Source organism: Candidatus Enterococcus leclercqii, assembly GCF_009933135.1.
Classification (GTDB): Bacteria; Bacillota; Bacilli; order Lactobacillales; family Enterococcaceae; genus Enterococcus_C; species Enterococcus_C leclercqii.
The window spans coordinates 20,685-46,530 of sequence record NZ_MAEH01000011.1 but is presented as its reverse complement, the minus strand read 5'-3'; the positions used below and the strand labels follow the sequence as shown (position 1 = coordinate 46,530).

Annotated in this window: 25 protein-coding genes; 12 read left to right on the top strand and 13 right to left on the bottom strand. The window is 44.2% G+C overall.

The genetic code is table 11. The annotated features are described in order from the left end of the window. Positions 1-172 precede the first annotated feature (172 nt). Complete coding sequence (locus BAU14_RS05070; protein ID WP_161899005.1) at positions 173-730, bottom strand: histidine phosphatase family protein; 558 nt, start codon at positions 728-730, stop codon at positions 173-175. 601 nt (positions 731-1,331) lie between these two features. On the opposite strand from BAU14_RS05070, the gene BAU14_RS05065 reads away from it, so the two are divergent. Beyond that, positions 1,332-2,204, top strand: coding sequence for a GRP family sugar transporter (locus BAU14_RS05065; protein WP_161899004.1), 873 nt, complete (start codon positions 1,332-1,334; stop codon positions 2,202-2,204). Between the two features lie 50 nt (positions 2,205-2,254). Next, a complete protein-coding gene (locus tag BAU14_RS05060; RefSeq protein ID WP_161899003.1) occupies positions 2,255-3,631 on the top strand; it encodes an amino acid permease in 1,377 nt (458 codons plus the stop codon). Positions 3,632-3,690: 59 nt separating this feature from the next. On the opposite strand, the gene BAU14_RS05055 is transcribed toward BAU14_RS05060, so the two are convergent. From BAU14_RS05055 to BAU14_RS05050, 3 genes are all read right to left on the bottom strand, one after another. Further along, positions 3,691-4,110 (bottom strand): hypothetical protein, encoded by a 420-nt coding sequence (locus BAU14_RS05055; protein ID WP_237580416.1) that lies wholly within the window; start codon positions 4,108-4,110, stop codon positions 3,691-3,693. Continuing rightward, positions 4,111-4,287, bottom strand: a complete 177-nt coding sequence (locus tag BAU14_RS14350) for a helix-turn-helix transcriptional regulator (protein ID WP_237580415.1) — start codon at positions 4,285-4,287, stop codon at positions 4,111-4,113. A 249-nt stretch (positions 4,288-4,536) separates the two neighbouring features. Continuing rightward, complete coding sequence (locus tag BAU14_RS05050; protein ID WP_161899002.1) at positions 4,537-5,322, bottom strand: ABC transporter ATP-binding protein; 786 nt, start codon at positions 5,320-5,322, stop codon at positions 4,537-4,539. A gap of 366 nt (positions 5,323-5,688) precedes the next feature. Here BAU14_RS05050 and BAU14_RS05045 point away from each other — a divergent pair, with 366 nt between their 5' ends. After that, positions 5,689-6,171 (top strand): DUF2798 domain-containing protein, encoded by a 483-nt coding sequence (locus tag BAU14_RS05045; RefSeq protein ID WP_161899001.1) that lies wholly within the window; start codon positions 5,689-5,691, stop codon positions 6,169-6,171. A gap of 165 nt (positions 6,172-6,336) precedes the next feature. Here the strand turns inward: BAU14_RS05045 and BAU14_RS05040 are convergent, their stop codons facing one another. Together BAU14_RS05040 and BAU14_RS05035 are read right to left on the bottom strand one after the other, a co-directional pair. Next, positions 6,337-7,548 carry a toxic anion resistance protein gene (locus BAU14_RS05040; RefSeq protein WP_161899000.1) on the bottom strand — a complete coding sequence of 404 codons (1,212 nt, stop codon included), beginning with the start codon at positions 7,546-7,548 and terminating at the stop codon, positions 6,337-6,339. 133 nt (positions 7,549-7,681) lie between these two features. Continuing rightward, positions 7,682-8,359 (bottom strand): 5-bromo-4-chloroindolyl phosphate hydrolysis family protein, encoded by a 678-nt coding sequence (locus tag BAU14_RS05035; protein WP_161898999.1) that lies wholly within the window; start codon positions 8,357-8,359, stop codon positions 7,682-7,684. Positions 8,360-8,698: 339 nt separating this feature from the next. Between BAU14_RS05035 and BAU14_RS05030 the strand changes: the two genes are divergently transcribed. The 4 genes from BAU14_RS05030 to BAU14_RS05015 all read left to right on the top strand — a co-directional run bounded on the left by BAU14_RS05030 (position 8,699) and on the right by BAU14_RS05015 (position 11,526). After that, a complete protein-coding gene (locus BAU14_RS05030; protein WP_161898998.1) occupies positions 8,699-9,280 on the top strand; it encodes an NUDIX hydrolase in 582 nt (193 codons plus the stop codon). Beyond that, positions 9,273-9,653 carry a cell wall synthase accessory phosphoprotein MacP gene (gene macP / locus BAU14_RS05025; RefSeq protein WP_161898997.1) on the top strand — a complete coding sequence of 127 codons (381 nt, stop codon included), beginning with the start codon at positions 9,273-9,275 and terminating at the stop codon, positions 9,651-9,653. Before BAU14_RS05030 ends, macP begins: the two co-directional genes overlap by 8 nt. A 98-nt stretch (positions 9,654-9,751) precedes the next feature. Further along, entirely contained in the window at positions 9,752-10,447 is a 696-nt protein-coding gene (locus tag BAU14_RS05020; protein WP_161898996.1) for a 5'-methylthioadenosine/adenosylhomocysteine nucleosidase, read from the top strand. 533 nt (positions 10,448-10,980) lie between these two features. Next, positions 10,981-11,526 (top strand): cysteine hydrolase family protein, encoded by a 546-nt coding sequence (locus BAU14_RS05015; RefSeq protein ID WP_161898995.1) that lies wholly within the window; start codon positions 10,981-10,983, stop codon positions 11,524-11,526. 219 nt (positions 11,527-11,745) lie between these two features. Here the strand turns inward: BAU14_RS05015 and BAU14_RS05010 are convergent, their stop codons facing one another. The 7 genes from BAU14_RS05010 to BAU14_RS04980 all read right to left on the bottom strand — a co-directional run bounded on the left by BAU14_RS05010 (position 11,746) and on the right by BAU14_RS04980 (position 21,217). Further along, positions 11,746-12,111: a VOC family protein gene (locus BAU14_RS05010; protein WP_161898994.1), complete on the bottom strand. Its 366-nt coding sequence runs from the start codon at positions 12,109-12,111 to the stop codon at positions 11,746-11,748. A gap of 40 nt (positions 12,112-12,151) precedes the next feature. Beyond that, positions 12,152-14,056, bottom strand: coding sequence for a M13 family metallopeptidase (locus tag BAU14_RS05005; protein ID WP_161898993.1), 1,905 nt, complete (start codon positions 14,054-14,056; stop codon positions 12,152-12,154). Between the two features lie 330 nt (positions 14,057-14,386). After that, the gene (locus BAU14_RS05000; protein ID WP_161898992.1) at positions 14,387-16,261 is read right to left on the bottom strand and encodes an ABC transporter ATP-binding protein; all 1,875 of its coding nucleotides are present in this window, start codon (positions 16,259-16,261) and stop codon (positions 14,387-14,389) included. After that, positions 16,242-18,101: an ABC transporter ATP-binding protein gene (locus tag BAU14_RS04995; protein ID WP_161898991.1), complete on the bottom strand. Its 1,860-nt coding sequence runs from the start codon at positions 18,099-18,101 to the stop codon at positions 16,242-16,244. Before BAU14_RS04995 ends, BAU14_RS05000 begins: the two co-directional genes overlap by 20 nt. Before the next feature lie 313 nt (positions 18,102-18,414). Further along, the gene (locus BAU14_RS04990; protein ID WP_161898990.1) at positions 18,415-19,272 is read right to left on the bottom strand and encodes a hypothetical protein; all 858 of its coding nucleotides are present in this window, start codon (positions 19,270-19,272) and stop codon (positions 18,415-18,417) included. A 75-nt stretch (positions 19,273-19,347) separates the two neighbouring features. Continuing rightward, entirely contained in the window at positions 19,348-20,517 is a 1,170-nt protein-coding gene (locus tag BAU14_RS14345; protein WP_237580414.1) for a sensor histidine kinase, read from the bottom strand. Continuing rightward, entirely contained in the window at positions 20,510-21,217 is a 708-nt protein-coding gene (locus BAU14_RS04980; protein ID WP_161898989.1) for a LytR/AlgR family response regulator transcription factor, read from the bottom strand. Before BAU14_RS04980 ends, BAU14_RS14345 begins: the two co-directional genes overlap by 8 nt. 291 nt (positions 21,218-21,508) lie before the next feature. Between BAU14_RS04980 and BAU14_RS04975 the strand changes: the two genes are divergently transcribed. The 5 genes from BAU14_RS04975 (at position 21,509) to BAU14_RS04955 (ending at position 25,800) form a co-directional block, all read left to right on the top strand. Continuing rightward, positions 21,509-22,060 carry a C39 family peptidase gene (locus BAU14_RS04975; protein WP_161898988.1) on the top strand — a complete coding sequence of 184 codons (552 nt, stop codon included), beginning with the start codon at positions 21,509-21,511 and terminating at the stop codon, positions 22,058-22,060. Between the two features lie 83 nt (positions 22,061-22,143). Continuing rightward, positions 22,144-23,115 (top strand): ribose-phosphate diphosphokinase, encoded by a 972-nt coding sequence (locus BAU14_RS04970; RefSeq protein WP_161898987.1) that lies wholly within the window; start codon positions 22,144-22,146, stop codon positions 23,113-23,115. 279 nt (positions 23,116-23,394) lie between these two features. Further along, the gene (locus tag BAU14_RS04965; RefSeq protein ID WP_161898986.1) at positions 23,395-24,534 is read left to right on the top strand and encodes a cysteine desulfurase family protein; all 1,140 of its coding nucleotides are present in this window, start codon (positions 23,395-23,397) and stop codon (positions 24,532-24,534) included. A 126-nt stretch (positions 24,535-24,660) separates the two neighbouring features. Then, positions 24,661-25,005 (top strand): DUF1831 domain-containing protein, encoded by a 345-nt coding sequence (locus tag BAU14_RS04960; RefSeq protein WP_161898985.1) that lies wholly within the window; start codon positions 24,661-24,663, stop codon positions 25,003-25,005. Between the two features lie 183 nt (positions 25,006-25,188). Then, a complete protein-coding gene (locus tag BAU14_RS04955) occupies positions 25,189-25,800 on the top strand; it encodes a metallophosphoesterase (protein WP_161898984.1) in 612 nt (203 codons plus the stop codon). Positions 25,801-25,846: the final 46 nt, after the last annotated feature.

The window sequence follows — 25,846 nt, the reverse complement described above, 5'->3', positions numbered from 1 at the left end:
CTTTCGACTGCTGATAGTCTGTATGTGAGTAATTATAAGTTAAGAAAGTTGTGTTCTTACAAAGTGCTCAAGAAGAGTCCAATTCAACAAATCTTAAAGTGATCCGAGATTACTTATAACACTTGCAAAATAAGCTATACCTATTTTGATTCCTTTCTTGATATTTCAGCTGTCAGAATGGCCTCTCAATATGTTCGAATTTTGTAAGAGAATCAAATTTATATTCTGCACAATAAATATCAGGCATCTTCATTTTGTTAAATTCTGCTAAACCAAATTTACCGTCTAATAGTTCATTAAATAGAGCAGATAATGCTGTGCCATGTCCACTGATAATAATGTTCGCTTCATTTTTTTTGATGATTTCATTGTAAATCGGCAGAATGCGTTGTTGTACCTCATTTAAGGACTCGCCATTAGCTAGTTTAAAATTAAAGTCATTCCACTGATTAGTAGAAAACTCTGAAAAATTGTCGCACCATTTACCAACAGCTCTTTCTCTGAGATCATCTTCGATAATGACCGTTTTCCCTAACCATTCTGCAGTGGGTTCTATGGTCTGTACGGCTCTGAGATAAGGACTACTATAGATATTCGAAATTTTTTTATCCGCAAAAAATGGTTGTAGACGTCTTGCTAACATAAGCCCCTCACTGGTTAATGGAGCTAGTCGCTCTTCACGATTAGTAAAGTCTCTTATTGAGTGACGAACAAAATAGACACTTTTCATAACATTTTTCTCCCCAAATTATAACCATAATACTTCTTTAATACTTGCTCGGGATTTTTAGTGAACCTATCTGCTGCTTTCGGAAAATCATCTTATTCCGGATATATCTTGGTGGTCACAAGTTGAATTCTAACCCTATCAATTCACACCGTGAGCTGGGCTAGTTTCAAGCTCTAGAACTACCTTACTTCGATTCACTCGAATATCCACGCGTACAAATAGTATATCATGGACAAGTGATAACGCTATCCTTACCTATCAAATAGAACTTAGTCCAAAATGACATGCACCTAACAGCTAATAGCACCTGGCAAAGGCACATAGTCATCGAGAAAATGGGACTTACAACTAGCTAAAGAAAGCTATCGAGGGATGCAGAAGTCTTTTTTTATCTATTTAGCCAACACGGGGTGCTAAGACACACGTAAGCTTCCTCCAAATAGGACAGCCCTTCATTTACATGAAAAGTTTTTGATGTTTCTGAAATAAGTTGAAAGTTTTTCTTGAGAGGAAGACGGTTTCACTGGTAGACTAGCGAAGTGCCGTTTTTGCTGCACAGTGATTAAAACGATTAGGATCGTAATAAAAGGAGAGTTTTGTTGTGGAATTATTGATAGCTTTAGTCCCAATGTTTGCTTGGGGCAGCACGGCGCTGGTTAGCGGCAAGATGGGCGGCTCGCCGAACCAACAGACGCTGGGTATGACCATTGGGGCGTTTTTCTTTTCTATCGTGGTATTTTTTGTATTGCAGCCGACGATGACGTTAGCCACAGTTCTTTTTGGCTTTTTGTCGGGTGTTTTTTGGAGTATTGGGCAAAAAGGCCAGTTTCAGGGGATGCATCACATGGGCATCTCAGTGGCACTGCCGGTATCAACTGGAATGCAGTTGATTTTGAATACAATCGCCGGTGCTGTATTGTTCGGTGAGTGGCGTAAAAGCGGCGATTTTTTGTTGGGAGGACTTGCTTTGGCTCTCTTGATGATTGGTTCTTATTATACGTCACGTCAAGATCTTGATCGGGAAAAGTTATTGCCGGCGGGACAAAAAATGTTTGATTTCGGCAAAGGATTTCGGGCACTGCTGATTTCTACGCTGGGCTATGGCGCCTACACGATTATTTTGACTTGGGCTGACTTGGATCCAGCAGCGGTCATCTTGCCTCAAAGTGTGGGAATGGTAGCTGGGGCGTTCTTATTTACTCTAGGGGATATTCGCTATGACCGCTACGTTTTAAAAAATAACGCAACTGGTTTATTGTGGGGACTGGGAAATGTCTGCATGCTGATGGGAATTCAATCATTAGGATTGGCAGTCAGCTTCTCTTTGTCACAGATGGGGATCATTATTTCCACTTTGGGAGGCATCTTCTTATTAGGGGAACGCAAGACGAAAAAAGAACTGGTTTATGTTGTTTTAGGTTGCCTTTTTGTCATCGGCGGTGGTATTCTTTTAGGATATATGAAGAGTATATAATTATTAAAAGAATGGCAGTATAAAAGCTGCTGGTGAGTAAGGGGAAGAATATGGATCTGTTTCGTAAAAAAACGTTTGATGTTGAAGAGCGCGGGGGAATGAAGCGGACGCTGACCCTGAAAGATCTGATTATGTTGGGGATCGGTGCGATTATTGGGACGGGGATTTTTGTGATCACTGGTCAGGCCACCGCTGTTTATGCCGGACCGGCGTTGTCGCTTTCTTTTGTGGTGGCCGCCTTTGTGGTGGTATTGTCAGGACTGTGCTTTGCTGAATTTGCTTCGCGGGTGCCGATATTGGGAGGCCCTTATTCCTATTTATATGTAGTCTTCGGGGAAGTCGTGGCTTGGTATGCCGGTTGGTTTTTGTTGTGTGAATTCATGCTGGCCGTTTCTTCCGTAGCTTCCGGCTGGTCAGGGTATCTTCAGGGATTTCTCAATAGTATTGGTATCCATCTGCCGACTGCTTTGACAGCAGGCTATGATCCGGCTCGCGGTACTTACATTGATTTGATTGCTGGCTTGGTGGTAATCTTTGTGACTGTCTGGGTCACCCAGGAAGCCAAAAAGGCGCTGCGCCTGAACAACGCGATGGTTTGGGTTAAATTTGGGATTATCGCATTGTTTATCCTAGTGGGAATCTTCTTTGTGAAGCCCAGCAACTGGCAACCTTTTATGCCTTTTGGTGCAAAGGGGGTCTTCGATGGTGCAGCGTTGGTATTTTTTGCCTTTTTGGGCTTTGATGCCGTAGCCATGGCTGCCGAGGAAGTCAAAAATCCGCAGCGAGATGTTCCCCGAGGAATTATCGGTTCAATCGCTATCGCTACCATCCTCTACATTGTCGTAACCTTAATTTTGTCGGGAATTGTGCCCTTCGACAAGCTAAATATCAGCGATCCGGTCGCATTTGCCATGCGTTATGTCGGACATAATTTCATTGGCTCAGTCATCGCCATTGGAGCGATTTTAACGCTGTTGACGGTGACCATCTCCATGATGTATTCTCTAGCGCGGTTACTTTACGCGATCAGTAAAGACGGACTTTTGCCGAAATTCATGCAAGAGATTGATCCAAAACATCGGACCCCCAAAAAAGCAACTTGGGTAGCCGGTGCCTTCGCCTTGTTTTTTGCGGCAGCTTTTCCGCTACAGATCTTAGCGGAACTAACCAATATCGTGGCACTATCTTACTTGGCGCTGATGGGACTAGGCTTGCTGAAGCTCCGTAAGCAAATGGGCCCTCCAAAAAAAGGGGAATTCAAAGTGCCATTGGTGCCCCTTTTGCCAATCTTATCAGTAGTCAGTTGTATCTTTTTAATGACTCGCCTGAAGCCGATAACCTGGCTGGTCTTTGGCATTACAGTAGTCATCGGCACCTTGATTTACGTCTTTTACGGCTACCGCAATAGTGAACTGAATAAAAAATAGAAACACCTGCAAAAGCGGCCCTCTTTCTAAAAAGAGACGTCGCTTTTGCAGGTGTTTTTTTATTGAATGCTGTGTTGTTTTCTTGAGGCCCCGGTGCATATGAACAGCAAGGCAAGAAGCTGTAAACTCCAACAAAGGATGCCACTGTAGGGCAGCAGGAAAATTGGTTCTAAAAAGCGCAGCAACAGGCCAACAATCAGTAAGGCCAAACCCAGCAATGTGCGTTGATTCAAACGACCCAACTGTCTCAATGTCCAACCCACCCAAAGACAATAGCTCAAGATACCAATTCTGGTAAATAAAAAGAGCAGTTGCCAAAGTTGTGTTTTCTGATCGGATGCGGTTAGTTGCAATAAAAGGAGTAAACTCAGCATGATCAAAAAAGGCAGCAGACCCACATATAGTTTTTTCTTGAGGTATTGCAGATCTTTTGCATCGGTTTTCATTTTTTCTATATAAGCTGTATCTTCTTTTAGCATCTAATCCAAAGAGAGCCCATAATACTCTGACAATGCGATCAATGTCGGAATGTCAGGATAGGTTTTATTGTTTTCCCAACTGGAGACCGCTTGTCGAGTGACGTTTAACTCAGTAGCAATGTCCTGCTGAGTTAGCCCGAGATCGACGCGACGTTTCCGGATAACTTCTGCTAACATAATGCACCTCCTGTTTTCAAAAATAGCAAAGTTCTGCTGAAGAAACAAGCAGTCAATTGTTGCAATACCTAAAAACGGGGGCAATTGTTGCTTGCATCCTTGTCAAACCAGGCTTGCTCGCTTGCAGATGTGGGGTAAAGCGACAGCTACAAGTAAGCATTTCTGGTTTTTCGGTGAAGAAGCAAACAATTGTAGTATTTGCGACTACTTTGAACTTTGCCTGCTGTAGGAAACAGATAGCTAAAGTGCTTATAGGTCTCCAGGATAAACGATAAAACGTTCGTCACTGTAAGGGGCAATTTTAATTGGTTGTTCATAAAAGGCAGACAAGCATTCTGGTGTCATCAGCTGCTTTCTTGTTCCTTGCCGAAAGATTTCACCATTTTTGAGCATCAGGACGTGACTGACAAAAGGAAGAATCTCTTCGGTGTGGTGAGTGACAAATAAAACAGTAGGGGCGACAGGCTGTTCTTTGATTTTTCGGATTCGTTGCAGCAGGTATTCTCGGGCAAATAGATCTAGGCCGTTACAAGGCTCGTCTAAAATCAAGAGCTCCGGGTAGCCCATTAAAGCCCGGGCGATTAAGACGAGTTGCTTTTCTCCTTGGGATAAGACTTGATAAGGTTTTCCCAACAGATTTTCCGCTCCTAATGAGACCAACAGTTCCTTGGCGGCGGCTAATTCTTCCGGTTCGTAAGTACGCCAGATACCGATAGAAGCAAACTTACCGGAGAGGACAATCAGTTCTGCTGTATCCTGCTGATACAATTTATTTTGTAAGACATTGGAGACCCAACCGATGCGCTTGGTCAGGTCAGGGATATTTGCTTGTCCGAAGACTTCACCCAAGACCGTGAGCCGGCCGGATGTCGGCCATAAATTGCCGGCAATCATCTGTAGCATCAATGTTTTGCCGGCACCGTTTAGACCGAGAATTCCCCAGTCTTCTCCCTTAGTGATGTGCCAGTCGATTTCTTTGAGGAGCGGGTGGCCGCCTCTTGTTAATGAGATTTTTTCAAATGATAGCACCGTCATAATGAATTCCTCCTGTTAAATAGTGATGGCATCTTTACCTAGTCTTTAACTAAATAGTAGCAGACTTCCTCAGAAAACGGGAGCGGATTTGACGAAATATTCAGACAATTGGTGGAGCTGACTGACTGTGAAATTTTTCTAAAAAAAACTTACGAAGCTGCCAAAAATCTGCTAAGGTGAATGAGAAAAGAATATCTGGAAAACGCAGTGAAGATGTACACAGCAGTGGAGGTCGTAACGAGTTACTCGCCGGCCACCGCTGCTTTTTTGCGTGAACGGGCAAAAAATTGGTTTCGTAATTGCCTAAAAGTCTCGTTTTACCCCTCAGGCTTTTATCTGACAGCTTTTCCAACAAAGGAGAAAAAAATGCCCCATAACAAAAGAGAAAGTATCATTTATACAGTATTGATGTGTGCAGTGATGGTTCTATGGATGAGTTTTTACAATATCGCCTTGAAGGAGAAAGTGTGGTCATTATCAGTTTTGCAAAAGGCCTGGCTGGGTTTTCCATTGGGATTTATGGTGGCTATGTGTTTTGACTGGTTCATCGTTTCCGGTCCGGCTAAAGCTGTTGCATTCAAATACTTGATTAAACCCTGGCACAGCAATCTAAAAAAGGTCGTAGCGGTGTCTACCTGCATGGTTCTGCCAATGGTCATTATCATGTCTTTGTACGGCGCACTGGAAGCGGTGCTAGCTGGTGATAACTGGCAGGAATTACCGCCGATTTGGCTTGCCAATATCCCGAAAAATTTAGTGATGGCCTTGCCTTTTCAACTGCTGATTGCGGGGCCTGCTGTTCGTAAAGTCTTTCGGCGTGTTTTTCCGGTGGGAAAGGTATTGCCGTAAGCAGTCGGCTGTGGGTTTGCCTTGAAGCGATTGTTGTTTTGCGCGAAAAAAAGCCTAAAAGAAGCCTAAAAAAAACCACTTGCCGCATGTATAGTGACCCAAAAAGTTAGATTTTGGTCTAACTTTTTGGGGATACAGTGTGTGCAAGTGGTCTTTGTATGGGATTTATTTTCCGTTGCCGGAAGTAAGCTCCAGCAATTTGTTTTTGAGGTCTTCTTCCATCGTGCCCAGTTCGATCTCGGCAGCGCGGCGTTTTTCTTTGCCTTCTTGTTGAATTCGCAAGGTTTCTTGGATGGTTTCCACCAAGTCGTTTTGAGTCTTCTGCAAAGTTTCGATGTCCACGATCCCCCGCTCGTTTTCTTTGGCGGTTTCGATGGCGGAAACTTTCAACATTTCTGAGTTCTTTTTCAGCAAGTCATTAGTAGTTTCGGAGACTTGTCGTTGCGCGGTAACCGCATCTTTTTGACGCAAAAGAGTCAGTGCGATAACAACCTGATTTTTCCACAAAGGAATCGCTGTGTTGATAGAAGCCTGGATCTTTTCGGCTAAAGCTTGGTTGGTATTTTGGATCAGGCGAATCTGTGGTGCTTGTTGAATGGTAATCTGACGAGCTAAGCGCAGGTCGTGGGTACGCTTGTCCAAGCGGTCTAGAAATTGATTGTAGTCATTGACGATTTGGACATCCATCTGATCGCCGGAAGCTTGAGCTTTGGCCATCGCTTCAGGAATGGTGACTGTTTTTAATTCTTCGGCTTTCAATTCACCGGCTGCAATGTAGATATTCAAGGCATCAAAATAATCTTTGTTTTTATGATAGAGCTGTTCCAGCATCAAGTTGTCTTTTAACAGCCCGTCTTTTTCCTTGTCTAACTTAACAGCAATCTTGTCAATTTGAGCCCCAATTTTTTGGTATTTGGCTGTGATTTCGTAAATGGACTGTTTGACTTTGCCAAACATACGCTTGAAAAGATTGCCTTCGCCAGCTCGCAAATCATCAGGATTCGCTTCGTTTAGACGATACATCAGCTCAGTCAAGCTATCTCCTACTGGGCCAATATCATTAGCTTGGACGTGGTTAAGCATGGATTGTGAGAACTCACCAAGCTTTTGTTGCGCAACGGCACCGTAAGTGATAACTCCTTGTTGATCCGTCGCGTCGATTTTATCCGCCAGTTCTTTGGCTTGGGCTTGTCGTTCCGGTGGCAATTTATCTACCAGACGGTCCGCTTTTTGTTGTTCTTGTAAAGCGTTGATTTCCGTTTTCTGAGTTTCGGTCAAGGAACCCACCGGGGTAGTGAAGGGACTGTTTAACAGATCCTCCAAAGTAGAATCGACATTTTGTACCGGCTGTTGCGGCAAGTTGTTGTTTTCCGTCATTTTCATTCCTCCAATAGTCTAATCTCTAATCAGACGAAGACAGCTGAGACTGTAGTCATCTATTCTTCTTGCAAAAAAGGCGTGTACCTGCGCCTCGGAAATAAGCTGATTCGAAAAAAATCTAGCCGGTTGGCTAGATTTTTTCCACCGTTGTACTATTTACATTATCCCGTTTTAAACTCTGTTTGGCAATCGAAAGCTCAATATCCATGTCCTCAAAATCATCAGCAACGAACTGTTGATAATCCTGTGCAATTAAGGAAGCCATCTGGTCGATAATCTGAGAACTTTCTTCGATCTTTTCATAAGTTTCTCGACTCTTAATCTCATGGTCGTTGATTTCGATGAACTTGTCTGTTAAATCGACCATATTTGGCAGGTGCGTGTAGAGGAAGTGATTGGCACAATGAAGTTTTTGCGGATCTTTCACCAATTCTTTAAACAGTGCTTTAGAAGCCCGCAATGTGTCATGACGCAAATCAATGGCTTTCAATTTAGCATTTTTATTGATATTGTTTTGGAGCTTCTGGATTTGATCTTTCGTCTGGCTCATCGTGTCTCGGAAAAATTCAATCTCGCTTTGGGTCATGCCAGCCTCAAGGTAATGAGTTTCCTTTTCTTTACTCATAACTGGTATGGGTTTTTGAGCAAAAACTTTTTTGGGCGCAGACCCCTTCAGTCCCAACCAGACCAAGACAATGCCGGCAATCACCAAAATAAAAGGCAGCACGTCGGTAGAACCGGAAAGAATCACCAGCAAGACAAAGAACACTGGGATGCCAATGAGTGAGTATAGGATGAATTTTTTCATTTTGATATCCTCCTGATTGTTTGCTGTATTTTCAGCAGGCGGAAAACTTTCCCGCATATATTGGCGAAGCTGGATATTTACAACCCTTGTTGACTACAAAATCATTCTATCACGCAGCCATAACAAAAAAAATCAGACTAAGGGTTGATTTTTTCAATTTAGGAAAAACATAAGGTTTCTTATGTTAAAATTAACGGCAGAGGCCGGTAAAAACGTGTATACTTACAGGAAAAGCATCTGTTTTTCTGCAAGTATGAAAGGGTATTTTTCACGCAGAAAATGCAGCCGGCAAAAACTGTCTGCTACAGATAGAATAACGAAAACGAAAGTGGGAGTGCAATGCTTTCTTTTGAAAATTTCGAAGAAAAAACCATCAGCCGAAAAGAGATCTTCCATGGCAAAATCATCGATGTCGTATTGGACGATGTGTCTTTACCAAATGGTGGGACTGCCAAAAGAGAATTAGTCTTTCATCCTGGTGGTGTTGGAATCGTCGCTATCACACCGAAAAGCAAAATGTTGTTTGTCCGTCAGTTTCGTAAACCACTGGAAAAAGTCATTTTGGAGATTCCTGCTGGTAAGATTGATCCAGGAGAAGGCAGTCATCCGGAAATTACCGGTGCCCGGGAATTAGAAGAAGAAACTGGTTATCGGCCGCAGCGAATGGAACACTTAGCTTCTATGTACCTTTCGCCAGGCTTTGCCAATGAGATGCTCCATGTCTATCGTGCCCATGATATGGAGAAAGTTGAAAACCCGCGGGCCATGGATGACGATGAGGTCCTTGAAGTCTATGAACTGACTCTGGAGGAAGCAAAAGCTGCGATTGTTGAAGGTACCATCTGTGACGCCAAGTCATTGTATGCCATCCAATATTGGGAACTACAAGAAGCAGCTAAAGGAAGTGGCGGCTATGAGTAAAAAGCCGCTGATTACTCGTCAGACACTGCGGGAACGTCGCGAGCAAGAGGATGGATCAAAAGAAAAGTTCCGCCCCGAGCCGAACCGCTCCGTACGTCAGGAAGAAAAACAAGGAAAGACGTTCCATATCTCCCGTCGTCAGGCAGTCCCGACACAGGCAATCACCGACAAAGAGACTCAAAAAGAATTTCACAGAGAAGAAAAGAAGATCAATAATTTTTATCGCAAAGAAAAGAAGAAAAACAAACCGTTGAAGAAATCTCGTACTGTTGAAAACCAAAAATCTCGAGAATTGAATGGCTTTTTAGTAGGAGCAATCATCATCGTCTCACTATTGATTGTAGTCGTCATGTTGGCAACGTTCTTCTTATAAATAGCTAAATAGTGGAAGCAACGGATGCCAGGTTATATCGATGAGCAGTAGGTAAGGCTAAAGCTGTTTGCGACAACTTAATTGGAGGTTATGAGATCATGAAAATCGGAATCATTGGTGCGATGGATCAAGAAATCAAAATTTTGAAAGAACAAATCGAAAATCCAGTCTCTTGGGAGCGGGCGGGAGCATTGTTTGTTTCTGGCGGAATCGGTCGCCATGAAGTGATTTTAGTGCGTTCTGGGATTGGCAAAGTAGCTGCCAGCACCATCACCAGCTTGCTGATCCAGCGTTATGGGGTCAATATGGTAATCAACACGGGATCTGCCGGTGGGATTGGTGAAGGACTGCAAGTAGGGGATATCGTGGTTTCCGAAAAGCTAGCCTATTTTGATGTGGATGTCACAGGCTTTGGCTACAAATTCGGACAGCTGCCAGCAGGAATGCCTCTGTATTTTGATGCCAGCAAGTATTTGATAGCGGAAATGACAAAAGCGGCAGAAGCTACGGAGCATCATGTTCGTAAAGGTTTAATCGTCACCGGCGATACCTTTGTCAATGATCCTCAAAAAGTTGCTGAGATAAAGCGCCATTTTCCCGATGCCTTAGCCAATGAGATGGAGGGCGCAGCAGTAGCCCAGACAGCCTATTTGTTTGAAATTCCTTTTCTGGTGGTTCGAGCTATCAGCGATACGGCAGATCACGACGCTGCCATGACCTTTGATGAATTTATCGACGAAGCTGGCAAGCGCTCAGCAGAAATGGTCTTGCAATTCGTAAGAAACCTAGTATAGCGTCCAATTGGCAAAAGCAAATTTTCCATCTGGCTTTTAGGTGACACCTCATGTAAATATGCCAAAAAAAGCGCCGAATCTGTTGATCCGGCGCTTTTCTTCGTATGATAAGTAAAATAATGGCTAGAACAAGTGGCTGACGAAATCTGCCAAGACCGCAAAAGAAGCGGACATCATGGGACAAAATGCATCAAAGAAGACATTTCCAACGTGATTAAACCAATTATCCATTTTCCTTTTCTCCTTGTCTACCGTGGCAGTCGGCCGGCTTTGGACAGGTTCCTGTTAGTCTGTTTCCAAGGTCAGCTGAGCTGTATTTTCCGGTTGTTTTCTTGTTGTCTTTATTCTAACGGAGTGGCAAAGAGATTCATCAGACTAAAGTCGCAACCCGGCGAACAGATTTGTAAGGTTGTTGACTTCTTTGTCAGAGTAAGAAGTAAGAAGAGTCGAAATCCGCTGTGAATCTTGTTATACTGAGTAAAATAAGCCGCTAACAGCTTGCGTTGGACGGCAGACTTCAGGAGGATGATTCAATGAAAGCACTAATCTCCATCGACTACACCAATGACTTCGTGGCTGATGACGGTAAGCTAACGACAGGAGCAGCCGGTCAGGCCATCGAAGAAAAACTAGTTGCTGTCACAAAAGAATTTATCGACGCCGGGGAATTTGTCGTTTTTGCCATTGATGCGCACGATCCGACTGACCGTTTTCACCCGGAAAATAAACTGTTTCCCCCGCATAATGTCATCGGAACTGACGGACGGCAGCTTTTTGGCAGCTTGGCTGATTTGTATGCAGCCCATAACGCACAAGAAAATGTCTATTGGTTTGACAAGCGCCATTACTCAGCGTTTAGCGGTACGGATTTAGACATCCGCTTGCGGGAGCGAGGCATTACTGATCTTTATCTGACTGGCGTTTGTACCGATATTTGTGTCCTGCACACGGCTGTCGATGCCTATAACCTGGGCTACAAAATCCATGTCTACAAAGATGCAGTAGCCAGCTTTGATCCGGTGGGACACGAATGGGCTTTGGGACATTTTGCAGGCACGTTGGGGGCAGAAATTTTGTGATTGAAAGACTTTTTGGATAAAAATTAGGCAGCAGCTTGCTGGAGAAGTAAACCCGGTAAACTGAGGCAAATTTAAAAGACCATGCGGGGCGAGTTTTAGGCCCACATGGTCTTTTTTGATTCTCTTGAAATTTTCTTTTGAAGTATTGATTGAATCAGCGCTTTAGTACGTTATCTCGCTTAGGATCTTGTTGTAACAGTTTAGGTTTGAATTTGGCTCTTAGAGTGTGTGGGTGACTGCTTCGATACGATAACCGTCTGGATCAATCAAAAAGGCGGCATAGTAGAAAGGATGGTAGTCACGATAGCCGGGTGCCCCGTTATCTGTGCCACCACTTTGTAAACCAACCTCATAAAAAGCTTGCACCATTTCTTTGGTTTCAGCTTGAAAGGCAAAATGAAAAGGATTCGGAATACCTTGGCTCAAATACAAGTCTCCCATTGGGTCAGAAGAACGGCCATCAGAAAAACTAATGACGGTTGGGGAGTGCATTTTTACTACGTAGCCTAGTGGAGCCAATACTTTCTCATAAAACCGACTGCTTGCACTCAGGTCGGCAACTTTCAAGTCTAAATGATTGATCATTCGCAATTTCTCCGCTTCTGTGTCACTGGTTTTAGTTTTATTACCAGATGTGTACCCGTTTTTCCGGTGCTAAATACATGCCGTCTCCTGCTTCAATTCCAAAGGTGGTGTAAAAGTCGTCGATGTTTTTGACCTGGACGTTGGCCCGTAATTTGGCTGGTGCGTGAACATCAACAGAGAGCAGCAGCTGTTGATATTGTTCACGAGCTTTGGTGCGCCAGATTTTGGCCCAGTTGGTGAAGAAGTCTTCCAGTGAAACATCCGCCTCTTTTTTGGCTGCTTCCAAGGCACAGCTCAGTCCACCGGCATCGGCGATATTTTCTGAAACTGTCAAGGTGCCGTTCACTTTGCCACCGGCGAATTCGATGCCGTCAAATTCAGCAATCATCGCTTTTGACAGCTCATCAAACCGTTCCAGGTCGTGGGCAGTCCACCAATTGTTCATATTGCCGAACTCGTCAAATTTGGCGCCGTTATTGTCAAAGGCATGAGAAATCTCATGAGCGATGACTGCACCAATTCCGCCGTAGTTGGCACTAGCAGATTGCTCCAAGCTGTAAAAAGGTGCTTGCAAAATAGCAGCGGGAAAGACGATGACATTCAAGAAGGGATGGTAGTAAGCATTGACGGTAGCAGCGCTCATTTCCCATTCATTACGATCTTTTTCCTGTCCGTATTTGCTGAAGTTGTCTTCGCGGACGATTCGAGCAAAGGCCACTGCATTTTCTACCAGTGTGCCACCGGCTTCTTTGGTTTTTGTGCGGAATTTATCGTAATAAGCGGGGATTGTTTCTGGATAACCGACATGAATTCCTAGTGTATTCAGTTTGACAATTGCTTTTTGTCGCGTCTCGTAGGACAGCCATGTATTGTTTTCCAGGCGCTCTTGATAGATACCCAGCATCGTTTTCACCATGTGTTCAACATCGGCTTTGGCCTTTTCACCGAAGTATTTGTGGCCATAGTAGACACCTACAACTTGACTGAAACGTCCATTTGCCAAATAGAAGGCCGCTTTTTTCTGAGGCTTGGCTTCCGTCACGCCGGAAATGTGTCGACTGTAAGTCCCCCCCAGCTGGCGCAACTCTTCGCTGAGATAACCGGTAAAGGACAAGGCGACTTGGATCAGCATCCAGTTTTTCATCAGCTGAAAGTTTTCCGGATTGGCAATTTGATCCAGTGATTTAAAGTATTCCGGTTCAGTGACGATAATTTTTTGCGGCTGGGTCCCAACCAATTCTTCTGTCATTTTCCCAAGTGTGAAGTGACTGGAGTAGGCAGTGAATTCACCAAAGCTGCGGGGATTGTAGTTTTTGCTGTAATCTGCATTTTCTTCGGAACTGCGAACGTGAGGTACGATTAAGGCATCAAAAGCCAGTGCATCGGCAACGATTTGAGCCGCCTCGTCAGTAGAATAGTCCATTTTGACTAAAACCTGCTGTGTCATATCAGCAAAGACTTCCAACAGCTGAGGACCTTGGGGATGATCTGCTTTATAATAGGTTTTGTCCGGCAGAATAGTTCCTGCGGGGCCGGCGAAAAACGTGTTGAACTTGCTGTTTTTCATGTCCTGATCCACATCCACACTAAAAGGAAGCGGTAGCCCTTCTAGAACCCAGTCGGCCAATTGACCATTCAAATCGTCGATGGTGTTAAGCGCGGCAACTTTTGCTAACAAAGGTTTGACAGGCGCAACGCCCAACTTGTCTCTCATTTCATAATCATTTGCCAATCGGTAATAAGCGATAGCATCTTCCATACGACCAGCCGGGATTGCTTCGGGATGTTGGGCGAAATGATCGAATTCTGCCATCAATAATTTGTCGATATCGTCGACTAAATCTTGGAAACCACCTGTCGCTGGCTTGTCTGCCGGAATCTCAGCCATTTTGAGCCAGTCTCCATTTACATAGTCATAAAAATCCTGCTTCAACAATTCTGTCATCTGCTGTGCCTCTTTCTGTCACCGAAAAACAAGGTAGAGCAGAGTGCATAGATAGTTGCTACATCTGCCTGTGTCTTTGGGCGACGGTTATTGTCTTCTTCATTATCTAACAGCCGCTGGGATTCTACAAAGATTTTGCTACGCTGCAATGGTGCCAGTGATTATTGTTGAGAGTAGAGCTGCCTTTTTTTAATTGTCGGTGAAAATAGCGCTGAGATCTGCGGACTCATCTGAGAATATTTGTTGAGCTTCACTGATAAATGCAGCCCTCCTATAGAATAAAAAGCTCTCCCGAACAGCTGCAACAGCCATAGCGAGAAAGCTTTTGATTTAAGAGAATAGTGTCGCCAGCTGTTCGTCAGTTAAATCTTCTACATAATACTGTGCTTGAGCGTTAAAGAGCTCTTGATACAGACCAGGCTGTTGTATAAGGGTTTCATGATTGGCATCTTGTTGGACCCGTCCGCCTTCAAAGACTACAATTCGGTCACTGAAACGAGCAGAAGACATCCGGTGCGAGATGTAGATAGAGGTCTTGTCTTGTACCAAATCGTCAAAGCGGCGATAGATTTCATACTCGGAAAAAGGATCCAGTGCACTGGTGGGCTCGTCTAAAATCACAAAAGGAGCATCCTTGTACCAAGCACGAGCGATAGCAATCTTCTGGGCTTCGCCACCGGAAATTTCCACTCCTTGGTCATTCAAGTCTTTGTAGAGGATGCTGTCAATTCCCGCAGGCATCGTTGCCACCCGCTCTTTGACACCAGCAATATACAAAGCATCTGTTACTCGTTTGGTATCAAAATGACGATTGGCCGCTACATTTTCTGCCACGCTGAAAGCGAAGAGTTTGAAATCTTGAAAAACGACAGCCAGGATATCTTGATATTCCTTCAAATCGTATTTGTCGATTTCGATGCCGTTTAACGTAATCCGGCCTTGGGTCACCGGATACAGGCGACACAACAGTTTGATAAAGGTGGTCTTACCGGAGCCGTTTCTGCCTACGATTGCCGTGCGCTGCCCGATAGTCAGCTTCAAATTCAAGTCCTTGAGCACGTATTCTTCTGAACCGGGGTATTTGAAGCTGACGTGATGAAACTCAATTTCGTATTCATTGTCATTGCGTTTTTCCACCGGTAGCGAACCATTTTCCTGTGGATCCAATGCGAGAAAGTCAAAGTAGAAATCCAAAAATCCTAATAGCATGTTGCCCTTTGGCAGTGCCATAAAGGCTGTGTTCAACGTGGCTACCAACTGAGTGAAATACCCGGTGTATAGGAAAATCGAACCGATGGCGATGGCTCCCACATAACCTTTCATAGCCACCAATAGAAAAATGGGAATCAGCAATAAACTAATCAATGCACTGCCGCCGTCTGTTAGATTGGAGCGTTTTTGGTCTTCTTTCAAACTGCGTTCCAAGAAAAGATCATCTTGCTTGACCATCTCATGAAACATCAGCTGGTTCCCGTTATACAGGCGCAATGCCGGTCCATTTTGATAATCGAAGATAACGTTGAAGATATAATTAAACTGGCGATTAACAAATGTAAAAAAGTCAAACATCCCCTTTTCCAACTCATTTTTCTTCTTGGCCAAAATCAAATTGCAAAAGATTGGAGTAACCACACAGAAGAAGATTACCAGTACAAATCCCCAGTCGTTGACGAAAAACTCCCAAGGTTGAGGTAACGCTTGATGCCCTTTTGCCGAAAGCAGTGCAGTGACTGCGCCGACGCCGACAATCAACGCGATAACCGCATTTAATAGATCTTCTAGTACGCTGCGGATAAATTGATTAAAGCCGCCGCTGTAGTTGGTGCCTTCTTTGGCTTTTTGATAAGCTGCCCGCATTTGCGGATCTTGTAATTGAAAATAGCTGATGGTAAGCAGCTTTAGGGTAGTGGCTTTTTCCAAATTAAGATTGAACTCATCATAGGCGTCGTCCCGCTTTTTTTCAAAGAACTTCTGAGCAATTTGGCAGATCAAGGTGATGCCGCCTAAAAGCAGTATTTTGAAAGTCAGCTGCAAAAAGGTATTACCTGCTAAAAGACCATTCAAAGCAACCGTGGTCATCAAAAGAATTAAATAAGGAAGAGCCACATTCATCAGCGAGAAGAAAAAAGCATAGAGTAATAGTCCCGGGCGCTGTGTATGGATAAGTTGGAATACGTTTTTGTATTTAGACAGCAAATCGTTCATTGTTAGCATCCTCCTTGTAGTATTGGCTTTGAATCGCATACATGGCAGCATAAGGCCCCTGCTGTTGCATCAGTTCATGGTGAGTGCCAGTCTCGACTATGCGGCCCTTTTCTAAAAAGATGATCCGGTCGCAAAAACGAGTGGAGGCCAGCCGATGGGAGATAAAGAGGGCCGTCTTCTGGTGAACCAGTGTCGCAAAGCCCTGATACATTTCGTTTTCTGCTAAGGCATCTAAAGCTGCGGTGGGTTCATCTAAAATTAAGAACTCTGCTTGTTTATATAATGCTCGAGCTAACATCAACTTCTGAGTTTCTCCTCCCGACAGTTCAACACCGTCAAGATGTACCTCACGAGTCAGCTGAGTTGCCAATCCTTGAGGCAAAGCACGGATCTTGTCTGCCAGTCCAGCTTTTTTTAGTGCTTGCCAAACCCGGGCCTCATCAAGGTCGTGGGCAACAGCAATATTTTCACCAACTGTCATAGCGTAAACCAGCGCTTCTTGAAAGACAGGTGCAATCAGCGCGTAATAGGTCTTTTTGTCAATGTTTTGGATGTCGACGCCATTCAACAAAATCCGCCCCTTGGTAGGCTGTAAGATGCCAGCAATGAGCTTCACTAGTGTTGTTTTACCAGCACCATTACTACCCACCAGCGCTAATTTTTCGCCGGCTGCAATGGTCAGATTCAAATCGGTGAGGCTGTCATTTGCGGCATCGGGATAGCGGTAGCTGACATGCTCAAAAGAAAAAGTCACTCCTTGTGTTAAATCCGGCAATGGCCGGGTATCTTCTTGGCTGCGAGCACTTTTAGAAAAATCCATCCAGTAGCGCAGGTCATTGAGTTCACTGGAAGCATTTTGCAGATCATAGATTTCCTGATTGAGGTTTTGTATCAAGGTAGCAAACTGATTTACAATCCCTAGATAAAGCGTGAACTGAGGAAGTGAAAACAAACGGTTGGTGATACCCCAAATTAGATAAAGAATGCTGAAAATGTTCTGGATAAAGAAAGTCACGGTCTGGGTGCTGCCGGTAATAAGGTCAAATCGTGTACCTTGAGTGTTCAATTTTGTTTCCTGTGTTTTATAAGTATCGATGATTTGTTCAAACCAGGTGGACATGTGGTACAGACGCAAATCTTTGCCATTTTCTACTTGGTAGGCATTACGAGAGACATATTCTTTTTGCTGGCCAACGTCGCCGTATTTTTGTCGCAACTGCTCCCGTTTGGTTTTGACACGATTTAATACGAAATAATTGAGTGCCCCCATGAAGAGTACCAACAAAAAGACCAGCGGGGAGAAAAAAGAAATCGTTACACCGAATAAAAGTAAACTCAGCAATGTGCGGATGATCTCCATCGTGTGGAGATAAAAAGCTTCTCCGGCTTTGTTATTATTATTTAACGCGCTGATCATCGCAGTCTGATAACGTTCCCGTACTTTTTTTTGAATAACATAATCGTAGGGCATGAACAGGATATCTTCTGCCAATGGTTCTTGGAAACGAAGCCGGACTGCGATTCTGCGAGTAAAGTTGCGGTTCATGACTCCCGTACTGATGTAATTACACAAGCTAGTGCCAGCTACCATTCCGGTAATCAGCAGTAGCAGTTGTCCCAAAGGCTTGCCAATAACCAGATAATCAATAATTACAGCCGGCATCAAAACACTTAACAGGTTACCAACCGTTTGGAAAAGAACCCCAATGAGCATCACGCTGAAAAGTTTCGGTTCCCACAATTTTACATAACTGAAATACCAAAGAAAATTCTGTCGGAAACTATATGTTTTTTTCGTCATTCCAACAGGGCTTTGTTCCGTTTTCGCCGTTGTTTCCATTTTACTTCCCTCATTTCTCTTAGTCTGAGTTTATCATAGCGAAAAGCTGGCAAGTGATAGGATTTCGTTCCTGAAAGGTCTTTTTTTCTGCGTGAAGGGCATTTAGCTAAAGTCGTGGAATAGGGGTGATTATTGTTGCGAAAGGGGGATCTTGAACAAAATCAAAACAAACTAGACGTTGAGGAAAAAATCTTGATTAGTAGGATACCAAGTACTCTTGTACGCAGCTTATATGAAATGAAAAAGCGGTAGCGAATAATCAATTATCGGCTGCCGCTTTACATTCTTGTTCAGTTTTTTTGAGCCAGCTAAATTAAGCTAGAAATTCCTCGATTTTTATCCGAATCGTTTCAGGAGGCCAGAGCGCTATATTGTAAAGGGAGTCCTGCTTGACTGATTCCTCGATCAAACGCTGTCCTAGATAATAACCGGCATCTGAAATGTCGAGCACTTCATACCAATCACCATAAAAATTCTGGACACTGAATTTTGAATCTGTTAAAGCTATCCGGTAGAGCCGTTTGAGTTGAGAAAAATTATCGCGGCAACAGTCTAGCCAATCAGTACCTCGAGTTTCGACTTGTTCAGAGAGGATCATTGATTGCCCATACTGAGCAAATCCTTCGGTGTATAAACGCCATAAGCCTGATTCATAAGGATTCTTAGGCTCGTCAGCGGTCAATTGGTGCGAACTACGTAAATAAAAATGGATGCAATGGGTAATTTCATGTGCGACAAGGGTTTCGATGTCGGTTTTAGAATGCCAATTCAATTGCGCAATCTTATCGACTCCGAAAAGAATAGCTGGCGAATCGTTATAATTATCTGCCCAACCTGCACTGTTTAGTAAGCCGCTGTAAATTACGTATTCAAGTGGTAAGGAGAGTTTAAAGAGACTCTCTGCACGCTGGTGGATGATGGATAAAGAGTTGAGCAGATTGGTGTGAGCAATCTGCATTTTAGAAAAGTTTTGTTTAAAAACAGGAAATACTTCTTTTTGCCCATACTCCTGCCAATCCATGTCATTATCAGTATAGTCAGTGGTCAATTTTATAAAGAGTTCAGGATAGTTAGTCATATATAGGTCTTGCCATAATCGCAGAAGCTTATCAGGAGATTCTCCAATATGTTTTTCAATTTTCAAACAAAGTGGATTAAACGCATCAATCATAAGTAAGCCTCCTTTTTAATAAGGGAATAAGTCAGAAGATTTTGTGACCTCATCTTTAAAAAGAAAACATCATAGTCAGTTATTTTCCGTAATCGTCGTCAGAGGCAAAAGAATTTCTGTGACGAAGAATCCGTCTTCGTATTGGCGGTTCAAAAGGCCATCATACTTGTCTACAAGGGCATTGATGCGGCGAATTCCCAGCCCACGTTTGTCATTTTTGGTACTGGCGTAGTCGGGTTTGATTTCTTGATTTTCAGGGCGGGCATTGGTAACTACGATGTACAGCTGTTGCTTTAAAATAGAAATGTATACCCGCAGCAGCCGTTGTCGAGGATCAGAAATCTCTAGATTGGCTTCGATGGCATTGTCTAAAATATTACCTAAGATGACTACCATATCCACGTCGTTGATCAGAGGCTGGGTGCCGACAAAAACTTTGGCATTGATGGGAATATCCTGTTGTTGGGCGATAGTCAGCTTTGAATTCACCACTGCGTCCATCATCGTATTGCCGGATTTGACAATCTGTTCAATTACTTCTAGGTGTTTTTCTAAATCTTCCAAATAAGCCAGTGTTTCTGTTTTGCGATCTTCGGCGACCGTTGTTTTTAAACTCTGCAAGTGGTTGTGATAATCGTGGCGCCAACCGCGGACATTTTCGTAAAGTTGGTCGATCTCTTGCACGTAATTGGCCATGATTTGATCTAATGAACGGGCAAAAACCAGATCCGTTTCAGCAAAAAGATAACGGACTAGCTCCAAACACAAACAACAGCACAAAAAGGCAGCAATTAACGGAAGCCAACTCATAGACGGCGTACTCTGGGCATAGAGTACTGTTAGACAAGCCAGTAGCAGGCCACAAAGGAATCGCCCCCGCAGATGTAACTGACGCCCCGCGGTTAAAATAAAATAGCCGATAAAAAAGAGATACAACGCCCAAGGAGAATCAAATAATTTAGAAAATAGTGGTGAAGAGGCGCTGGTCAGCCACGAAAGGCAGCCGATAATCAGCTGTAAGAGGCAATAAACTACCGGTAGCCGCATGTCTTTGAATCGTTGGAAAAAATACACTAGCAAAACTCCCCAGACGAGCCAAGGCGTAAAGGCTGCTGAAGGAATCGGGAACAGCCAAGAGAAGGCGAGCTGCAAAAGGGCTAGCCCAACCAGCCACAAGCCGCGCCGTCCCCGCAGTAGTATATCGTAAAGGGCTAGTGCCAGTATTAATAACAACCAGTCAGTCATTGGCTAGGCCTCGATAATGCTTCAAAAGCATTTCTTTCAGCAATTTTTTGCGTGTCCGGCTAACAGGAAGTTTATCTCCGTTGGAAAGAGTGACGTCACTGCCGTTGAAGGCTGCCACCTGACTGAGGTTAATGATTGTTCCCCGGTTGATCTTTAAAAAATCAGCAGTCAGTTCTTCTTCAAATTGGTTAAGATTGGCAGTCAGAATATAGCGCTTTTCCTGTGTCTGTAAAAAAAGGGTGTGCCCGGCGACCTGCAAAAAGAGAATGTCAAATTGAGGAATCTTTAAGGTTTCCCGTTCAACATTGATCAAAAGCACCGGTGGCGACTGTTGGGCTTCGATTTTGTCCAGGACTTGCAGGATTTTTTTCAATGTCACCGGTTTCATGATATAAGCCACTGCGCCCACATCGTAACCGTCAAAAACATAATCGTCATAATTGCTGACAAAAGCTAAGGGGAGGGGATTACCCTGTGCCCGCAGTTTTTTTGCAACCGCCATGCCATCTAACGCCCCTGCCAGTTGGATATCCATAAATGCCAGTTGAAAATTCGCATCCGGCACTGCAAAGAGGAAACTTTCGCCGCTGTCAAAGGTTTCTAAGACAAGGGATTGCTGGCGCAGATGGGCAGCCTCTGTCAAAAGTGTGGTGAGGTGATTCAAGTGCTGTGTTTGATCTTCCAAAATCGCAATTTTCATAAGAAGACTCCTGCTTAAGATAGTTGAGTTGAGTATATCACAAATTTTTACAGTTCAGATTGCTGTTTTTGAGAATCATTTCAGCATTAATACGGTTTGTTGATTGGCTCATTTATTTGAGATGACGCCTTTTTTCAAGGGACCTTTCAGTGATGAGCTCCTGTCGAATCGTCACAGCGAGTGTACCTTGTAAACTTCCAATCATGATTATTTTTGGTTTCGCCAAATTTTCGTTATAATGACAAAGTAGCTTTGAGAGACGTTCACATGACCTGACAGGAGGAATGCCTTATGACGGCAAGTTACCCGCAAGACCGCTGGATTGGGATTGACGAAACAGCTTTTGCGCCCTATAAAAATTGGATTACCCATAGTGGTTATCTCTGTGGTACCAATGCGGCTTCTGTATTATTGGCTTATTATCAAGATCATATCGACCCGGAGATTGTACCGAAGACATTGCGCAGCCCGGACAGCCGTGACGGTGAAACGTTGGCAGCTTTTCTGCGGATTTTGATTCAGCCTTATGAATTGCCGACACTGGCTTTTCAAGTAGCCCATGGATTGTCAAAGTTCTTTACTTATTTTCATCTGTCGTATCGCGCCCGGGCTACGATGGCTGGCGGCTGGTATCGGGGAGTGAAACGAATCCAGCAGGGAAAACCGGTAATCTTGGGGCTGATGAAAGCAAAAGGCTCTACATACGGCAATCATTGGGTCACAGCCTATGGATTTATGGAGACTGCTGACGGCAAACGCTATTTTAAGGTTCACGACAACTGGGGCAACTATCGAAAAGTGATTCCTGCTGAGTGGGTCAATGGGACCGTTTCCTTGCCCTAAAGCCGAAAGTCCCGGCAGAAATCTCACCGAATTTATGTTAGAATAAAGAAAATCCACGAAAACTTGGGAGGACGATTGACAAGATGGGCGTTAATTACGAAGAAAAGCCGCTGAAAATCTTCAGCTTGAACGGAAACCTGCCGCTGGCTGAAAAGATTGCTGCTACGTTCGGAACAAAACTGGGGGCTTGCTCGATTAAGCATTTCAGTGACGGAGAAATCTCCATCAGTATCGAGGAAACAGTCCGGGGGGTACACGTATATCTGGTACAGGCCACCAATCAACCGGTCAATGATTATTACATGGAACTTCTCATCATGATCGATGCCATGAAACGGGCGAGCGCCAAGACGATCAATGTGGTCTTACCCTATTATGCCTATGCCCGCCAAGACCGGACAGCTAAGCCTCATGAGCCAATCACAGCTAAGTTGATTGCGAATATGCTGCAAGAAGCTGGTGCGACACGCGTTTTAACCCTTGATTTACACGCGGTCCAAGTCCAAGGATTCTTTGATATTCCAGTAGACAATCTGTTTACGATGCCACTGTTTGCAAAGTATTATCGGGATCTGAACATGACTGGCGACGATTATGTAGTTGTTTCACCAAAAAACTCCGGTGTCCAGCGCGCCCGTAGCCTTGGTGAATATCTGAATACAACCTTGGCAATTGTCGATCAAGAAGAGAGCGATCCTAACGGCGGCTATGTAATCGGGGATGTCGCGGGCAAGACCTGCATCATGGTAGATGATATTTTGAATACCGGCAATACGATGGTTAAAGCGGCGCAATTCTTAAAAGACGCCGGCGCTAAAGAGGTTTACGCTTGTGCCTCCCATGCCTTATTGTCACCACCGGCCAAAGAGCTGATTGAAAACTCCCAGATCACCTCTTTATGTGTGACAGATTCTTGTTTTACTACGGATGATCGCCATCCGGAAAATATGATTTACATCAGCTGCGGCGAATTGATGGGACAAGCAGTGAAAGTAATTCATGAGAACAAACCTATGAGCCCATTATTTAAACTAGAAGAAAAAGATTTTCAATAAAATTAGAAAAGCTGTGGTCCTCCTTTGATGAGAACCACAGCTTTTTTGTGCTGACCTAAGCGGGATTGCTTTTGATAAGGGGCGGCTGGATTTTTTGCCAGAATTGACGGCGGTTTGTTTTATGGGGACAATCGGGGCTGCCCCACATCCTTTGCCAATGGCTTTTCCACTGTGCTAGAATGACAGGGAGTAAAACTACGCAAAACTTGACGAAAAGCTGTTCGTTTCAGAGGCGATTGGCCTGAATAGACGGCTTAAAAGATAAAAGGGGACTAAAAAATGAAAGGCTATTTTGACCATGCAGCTACGACACCGCTACGCCCGGAAGTGATTGCTGAAATGCAGCGAATCTTGACAGAGGTCTACGGGAACCCTTCCAGCATTCATGGCTACGGACGACAAGCAGCAATGGAATTGGAGTTGGCAAGAGATACGATTGCCAGTTCTCTAGGAGTCAAAGCCCATGAGATTGTCTTTACCTCCGGAGGAACGGAAAGCGACAATACCGCAATTATTGGAGTCGCAGAATCCCGCCAAGAACAAGGCCGTCACTTGATTACCACCACGATTGAGCATCCGGCGGTTTTGGAGACCATGCACTATCTGGAAACACAAGGGTTTGAAGTTACCTATCTGCCAGTTGATGAAAAAGGACAGCTCCATGTGACGGATTTAGAGGCAGCGTTGCGCCCGGATACAACGTTGGTCTCAATTATGTACGCCAATAATGAAACCGGAAATCTGCTGCCAATCGCTGAAATTGCTGAAGTCTTGCAGGATCATCCGGCAATTTTTCATACTGATGCTGTCCAAGCATATGGTAAAGTGATGATTCGCCCGAAAGAGCTGGGAATTGATCTGCTGAGTACGTCTGCCCACAAGTTCAACGGTCCCAAGGGAGTCGGTTTTTTGTACAAAAGTGATCAAACTCCTCTGCCAGCTTACCTTCATGGGGGAGAACAGGAAGAAAAACGCCGCGCCGGCACAGAAAATTTGGCATCCATCTGCGGTATGGCTAAGGCAATCAGTCTGTTAACACCAGAGCAACAGGAAAGGGAACGGGAAAAATATCGGAGCTTTGGTAAAATTGTCACCGATCACTTAGCTGAAGCTGGTGTGAAGTGGCAGTTAAATGGTGATTCCCAGCAAAAATTGCCGCAAGTTTTGAACCTACGTTTTCCTGGTGTCACCAATGACTTGCTTTTACTGAAACTGGATTTAAAGGGGCTGGCGATTTCCACAGGATCTGCTTGTACCGCCGGCAATATTGAGCCTTCTCACGTATTGGAAGCAATGTATGGTCACAAGAGCCCAGCTACCAAAGAATCCATTCGAATCAGCTTCGGCTATGGCAATACCACAGAAGATGTGACCCTGTTTGCAAAAGAGCTGACAGAATTGGTCAAAAGCGCGCAATAATCTCCTTGAGGGACTGGCAAAAGCCGCAGCCAACTTATATAATTGAAGATAAGAAAGCGCTCTGGGGAGGTGCGGCAAGCAAGAAGGCCGGCTTTTTCCGCAGCAATAATCGACGAGGTGAAAGAAATGGCATTTGAAGAAAAAGCAACAGTTCTCGGCAGCCCGATAGCTTACAAGCTGGCGCCGGAAGCGAAGCGTTATACATTGCGAGATAACGGGTTTACTGAGACCAATGGCGGCAATTTCCAATTGATCCGCCCCTTAGAGGCGACCCCTCAAAGCAAAGAAGGATTCAAGTTGAAAATCACCGTAGACAAGGATATCAAGACAGTAAAAATGTCAGTGACAACTGCAAATGGCTTGAAAGCAGTAAATATTTTCAAAGATGGCAGTCATAAAATGTTGCAGGAAAAATTTTACTTCCTGATGGACGGCTTTATCAGTCGCGGTCTGTTCGTCAAAGTGGATTAATCAGAGAGTAGACGCTTCGGGAACCTGTTTCCCGGGGCGTTTTTGTTTGTTTCTAAGGCAGACCTCCACTATACTTAAAGTGAAGTTGTCGGCAATCGTAGGTGTGGCTGACTGGTGGCTCTTTCTAACTGTATTGCAGGAACCACTTACTGAGTTGCGAGGCTAAGAAGAGGAGGTCTTCTGATGAAATTTTTCACTTCGGATACCCATTTTTTTCATGAGGACCTGCTAGGAAATAATGATTTTGCACCGCGGCCCTTTAAAAATGTAGCGGAAATGAACCAAATCATGGTTACCAATTGGAATCGTGTAGTCAAAGAACGAGACGTGGTTTATCACTTAGGGGACATTGCGATGCATCCGGATTACGACAAAGGTTATCCAGAAATTTTGGCATTATTATCTAGTTTGCAAGGACAGATTCATTTTATCAAAGGCAATCATGACAATCGGGCCTTTTTCAAGTATTTGGCAGCCAATGATCCTGGAGGGGCGATACCAGGAGAGCCAAAATTCTTTTTTCACGATGTGGGAGTTCTCTTGAAATTTGATCGTCACCAATACTATCTGACCCACTATCCGATGTTATTGGGAATCACGAAAAATATCCGCAACCTTCACGGACATATCCACCATGCCAGTGTACCGATTAAAGAAGATATCAATGTCGGTGTTGATGCCCCGGAGTTGGAATATTTGCCTAAGCCGCAGCCCTTTGGTGCCCCCATCTCGGAAAATCAGATTGGACTTATCGCTGAGGCAAAAGCTGCTGAATTAGCAAAGCTGCGGATGTAAATGAAATAACTAAAAAAACGCGCCATCCTGTGGAAAAAGCTAGCCG

Coding starts and splice junctions, on each gene's coding strand:
- BAU14_RS05070 (WP_161899005.1), bottom strand. CDS start 730: ATGAAAAGTGTCTATTTTGTTCGTCACTCAATAAGAGACTTTACTAAT.
- BAU14_RS05060 (WP_161899003.1), top strand. CDS start 2,255: ATGGATCTGTTTCGTAAAAAAACGTTTGATGTTGAAGAGCGCGGGGGA.
- BAU14_RS05055 (WP_237580416.1), bottom strand. CDS start 4,110: ATGCTAAAAGAAGATACAGCTTATATAGAAAAAATGAAAACCGATGCA.
- BAU14_RS14350 (WP_237580415.1), bottom strand. CDS start 4,287: ATGTTAGCAGAAGTTATCCGGAAACGTCGCGTCGATCTCGGGCTAACT.
- BAU14_RS05050 (WP_161899002.1), bottom strand. CDS start 5,322: ATGACGGTGCTATCATTTGAAAAAATCTCATTAACAAGAGGCGGCCAC.
- BAU14_RS05045 (WP_161899001.1), top strand. CDS start 5,689: ATGCCCCATAACAAAAGAGAAAGTATCATTTATACAGTATTGATGTGT.
- BAU14_RS05040 (WP_161899000.1), bottom strand. CDS start 7,548: ATGACGGAAAACAACAACTTGCCGCAACAGCCGGTACAAAATGTCGAT.
- BAU14_RS05035 (WP_161898999.1), bottom strand. CDS start 8,359: ATGAAAAAATTCATCCTATACTCACTCATTGGCATCCCAGTGTTCTTT.
- BAU14_RS05030 (WP_161898998.1), top strand. CDS start 8,699: ATGCTTTCTTTTGAAAATTTCGAAGAAAAAACCATCAGCCGAAAAGAG.
- macP (WP_161898997.1), top strand. CDS start 9,273: ATGAGTAAAAAGCCGCTGATTACTCGTCAGACACTGCGGGAACGTCGC.
- BAU14_RS05020 (WP_161898996.1), top strand. CDS start 9,752: ATGAAAATCGGAATCATTGGTGCGATGGATCAAGAAATCAAAATTTTG.
- BAU14_RS05015 (WP_161898995.1), top strand. CDS start 10,981: ATGAAAGCACTAATCTCCATCGACTACACCAATGACTTCGTGGCTGAT.
- BAU14_RS05010 (WP_161898994.1), bottom strand. CDS start 12,111: ATGATCAATCATTTAGACTTGAAAGTTGCCGACCTGAGTGCAAGCAGT.
- BAU14_RS05005 (WP_161898993.1), bottom strand. CDS start 14,056: ATGACAGAATTGTTGAAGCAGGATTTTTATGACTATGTAAATGGAGAC.
- BAU14_RS05000 (WP_161898992.1), bottom strand. CDS start 16,261: ATGAACGATTTGCTGTCTAAATACAAAAACGTATTCCAACTTATCCAT.
- BAU14_RS04995 (WP_161898991.1), bottom strand. CDS start 18,101: ATGGAAACAACGGCGAAAACGGAACAAAGCCCTGTTGGAATGACGAAA.
- BAU14_RS04990 (WP_161898990.1), bottom strand. CDS start 19,272: ATGATTGATGCGTTTAATCCACTTTGTTTGAAAATTGAAAAACATATT.
- BAU14_RS14345 (WP_237580414.1), bottom strand. CDS start 20,517: ATGACTGACTGGTTGTTATTAATACTGGCACTAGCCCTTTACGATATA.
- BAU14_RS04980 (WP_161898989.1), bottom strand. CDS start 21,217: ATGAAAATTGCGATTTTGGAAGATCAAACACAGCACTTGAATCACCTC.
- BAU14_RS04975 (WP_161898988.1), top strand. CDS start 21,509: ATGACGGCAAGTTACCCGCAAGACCGCTGGATTGGGATTGACGAAACA.
- BAU14_RS04970 (WP_161898987.1), top strand. CDS start 22,144: ATGGGCGTTAATTACGAAGAAAAGCCGCTGAAAATCTTCAGCTTGAAC.
- BAU14_RS04965 (WP_161898986.1), top strand. CDS start 23,395: ATGAAAGGCTATTTTGACCATGCAGCTACGACACCGCTACGCCCGGAA.
- BAU14_RS04960 (WP_161898985.1), top strand. CDS start 24,661: ATGGCATTTGAAGAAAAAGCAACAGTTCTCGGCAGCCCGATAGCTTAC.
- BAU14_RS04955 (WP_161898984.1), top strand. CDS start 25,189: ATGAAATTTTTCACTTCGGATACCCATTTTTTTCATGAGGACCTGCTA.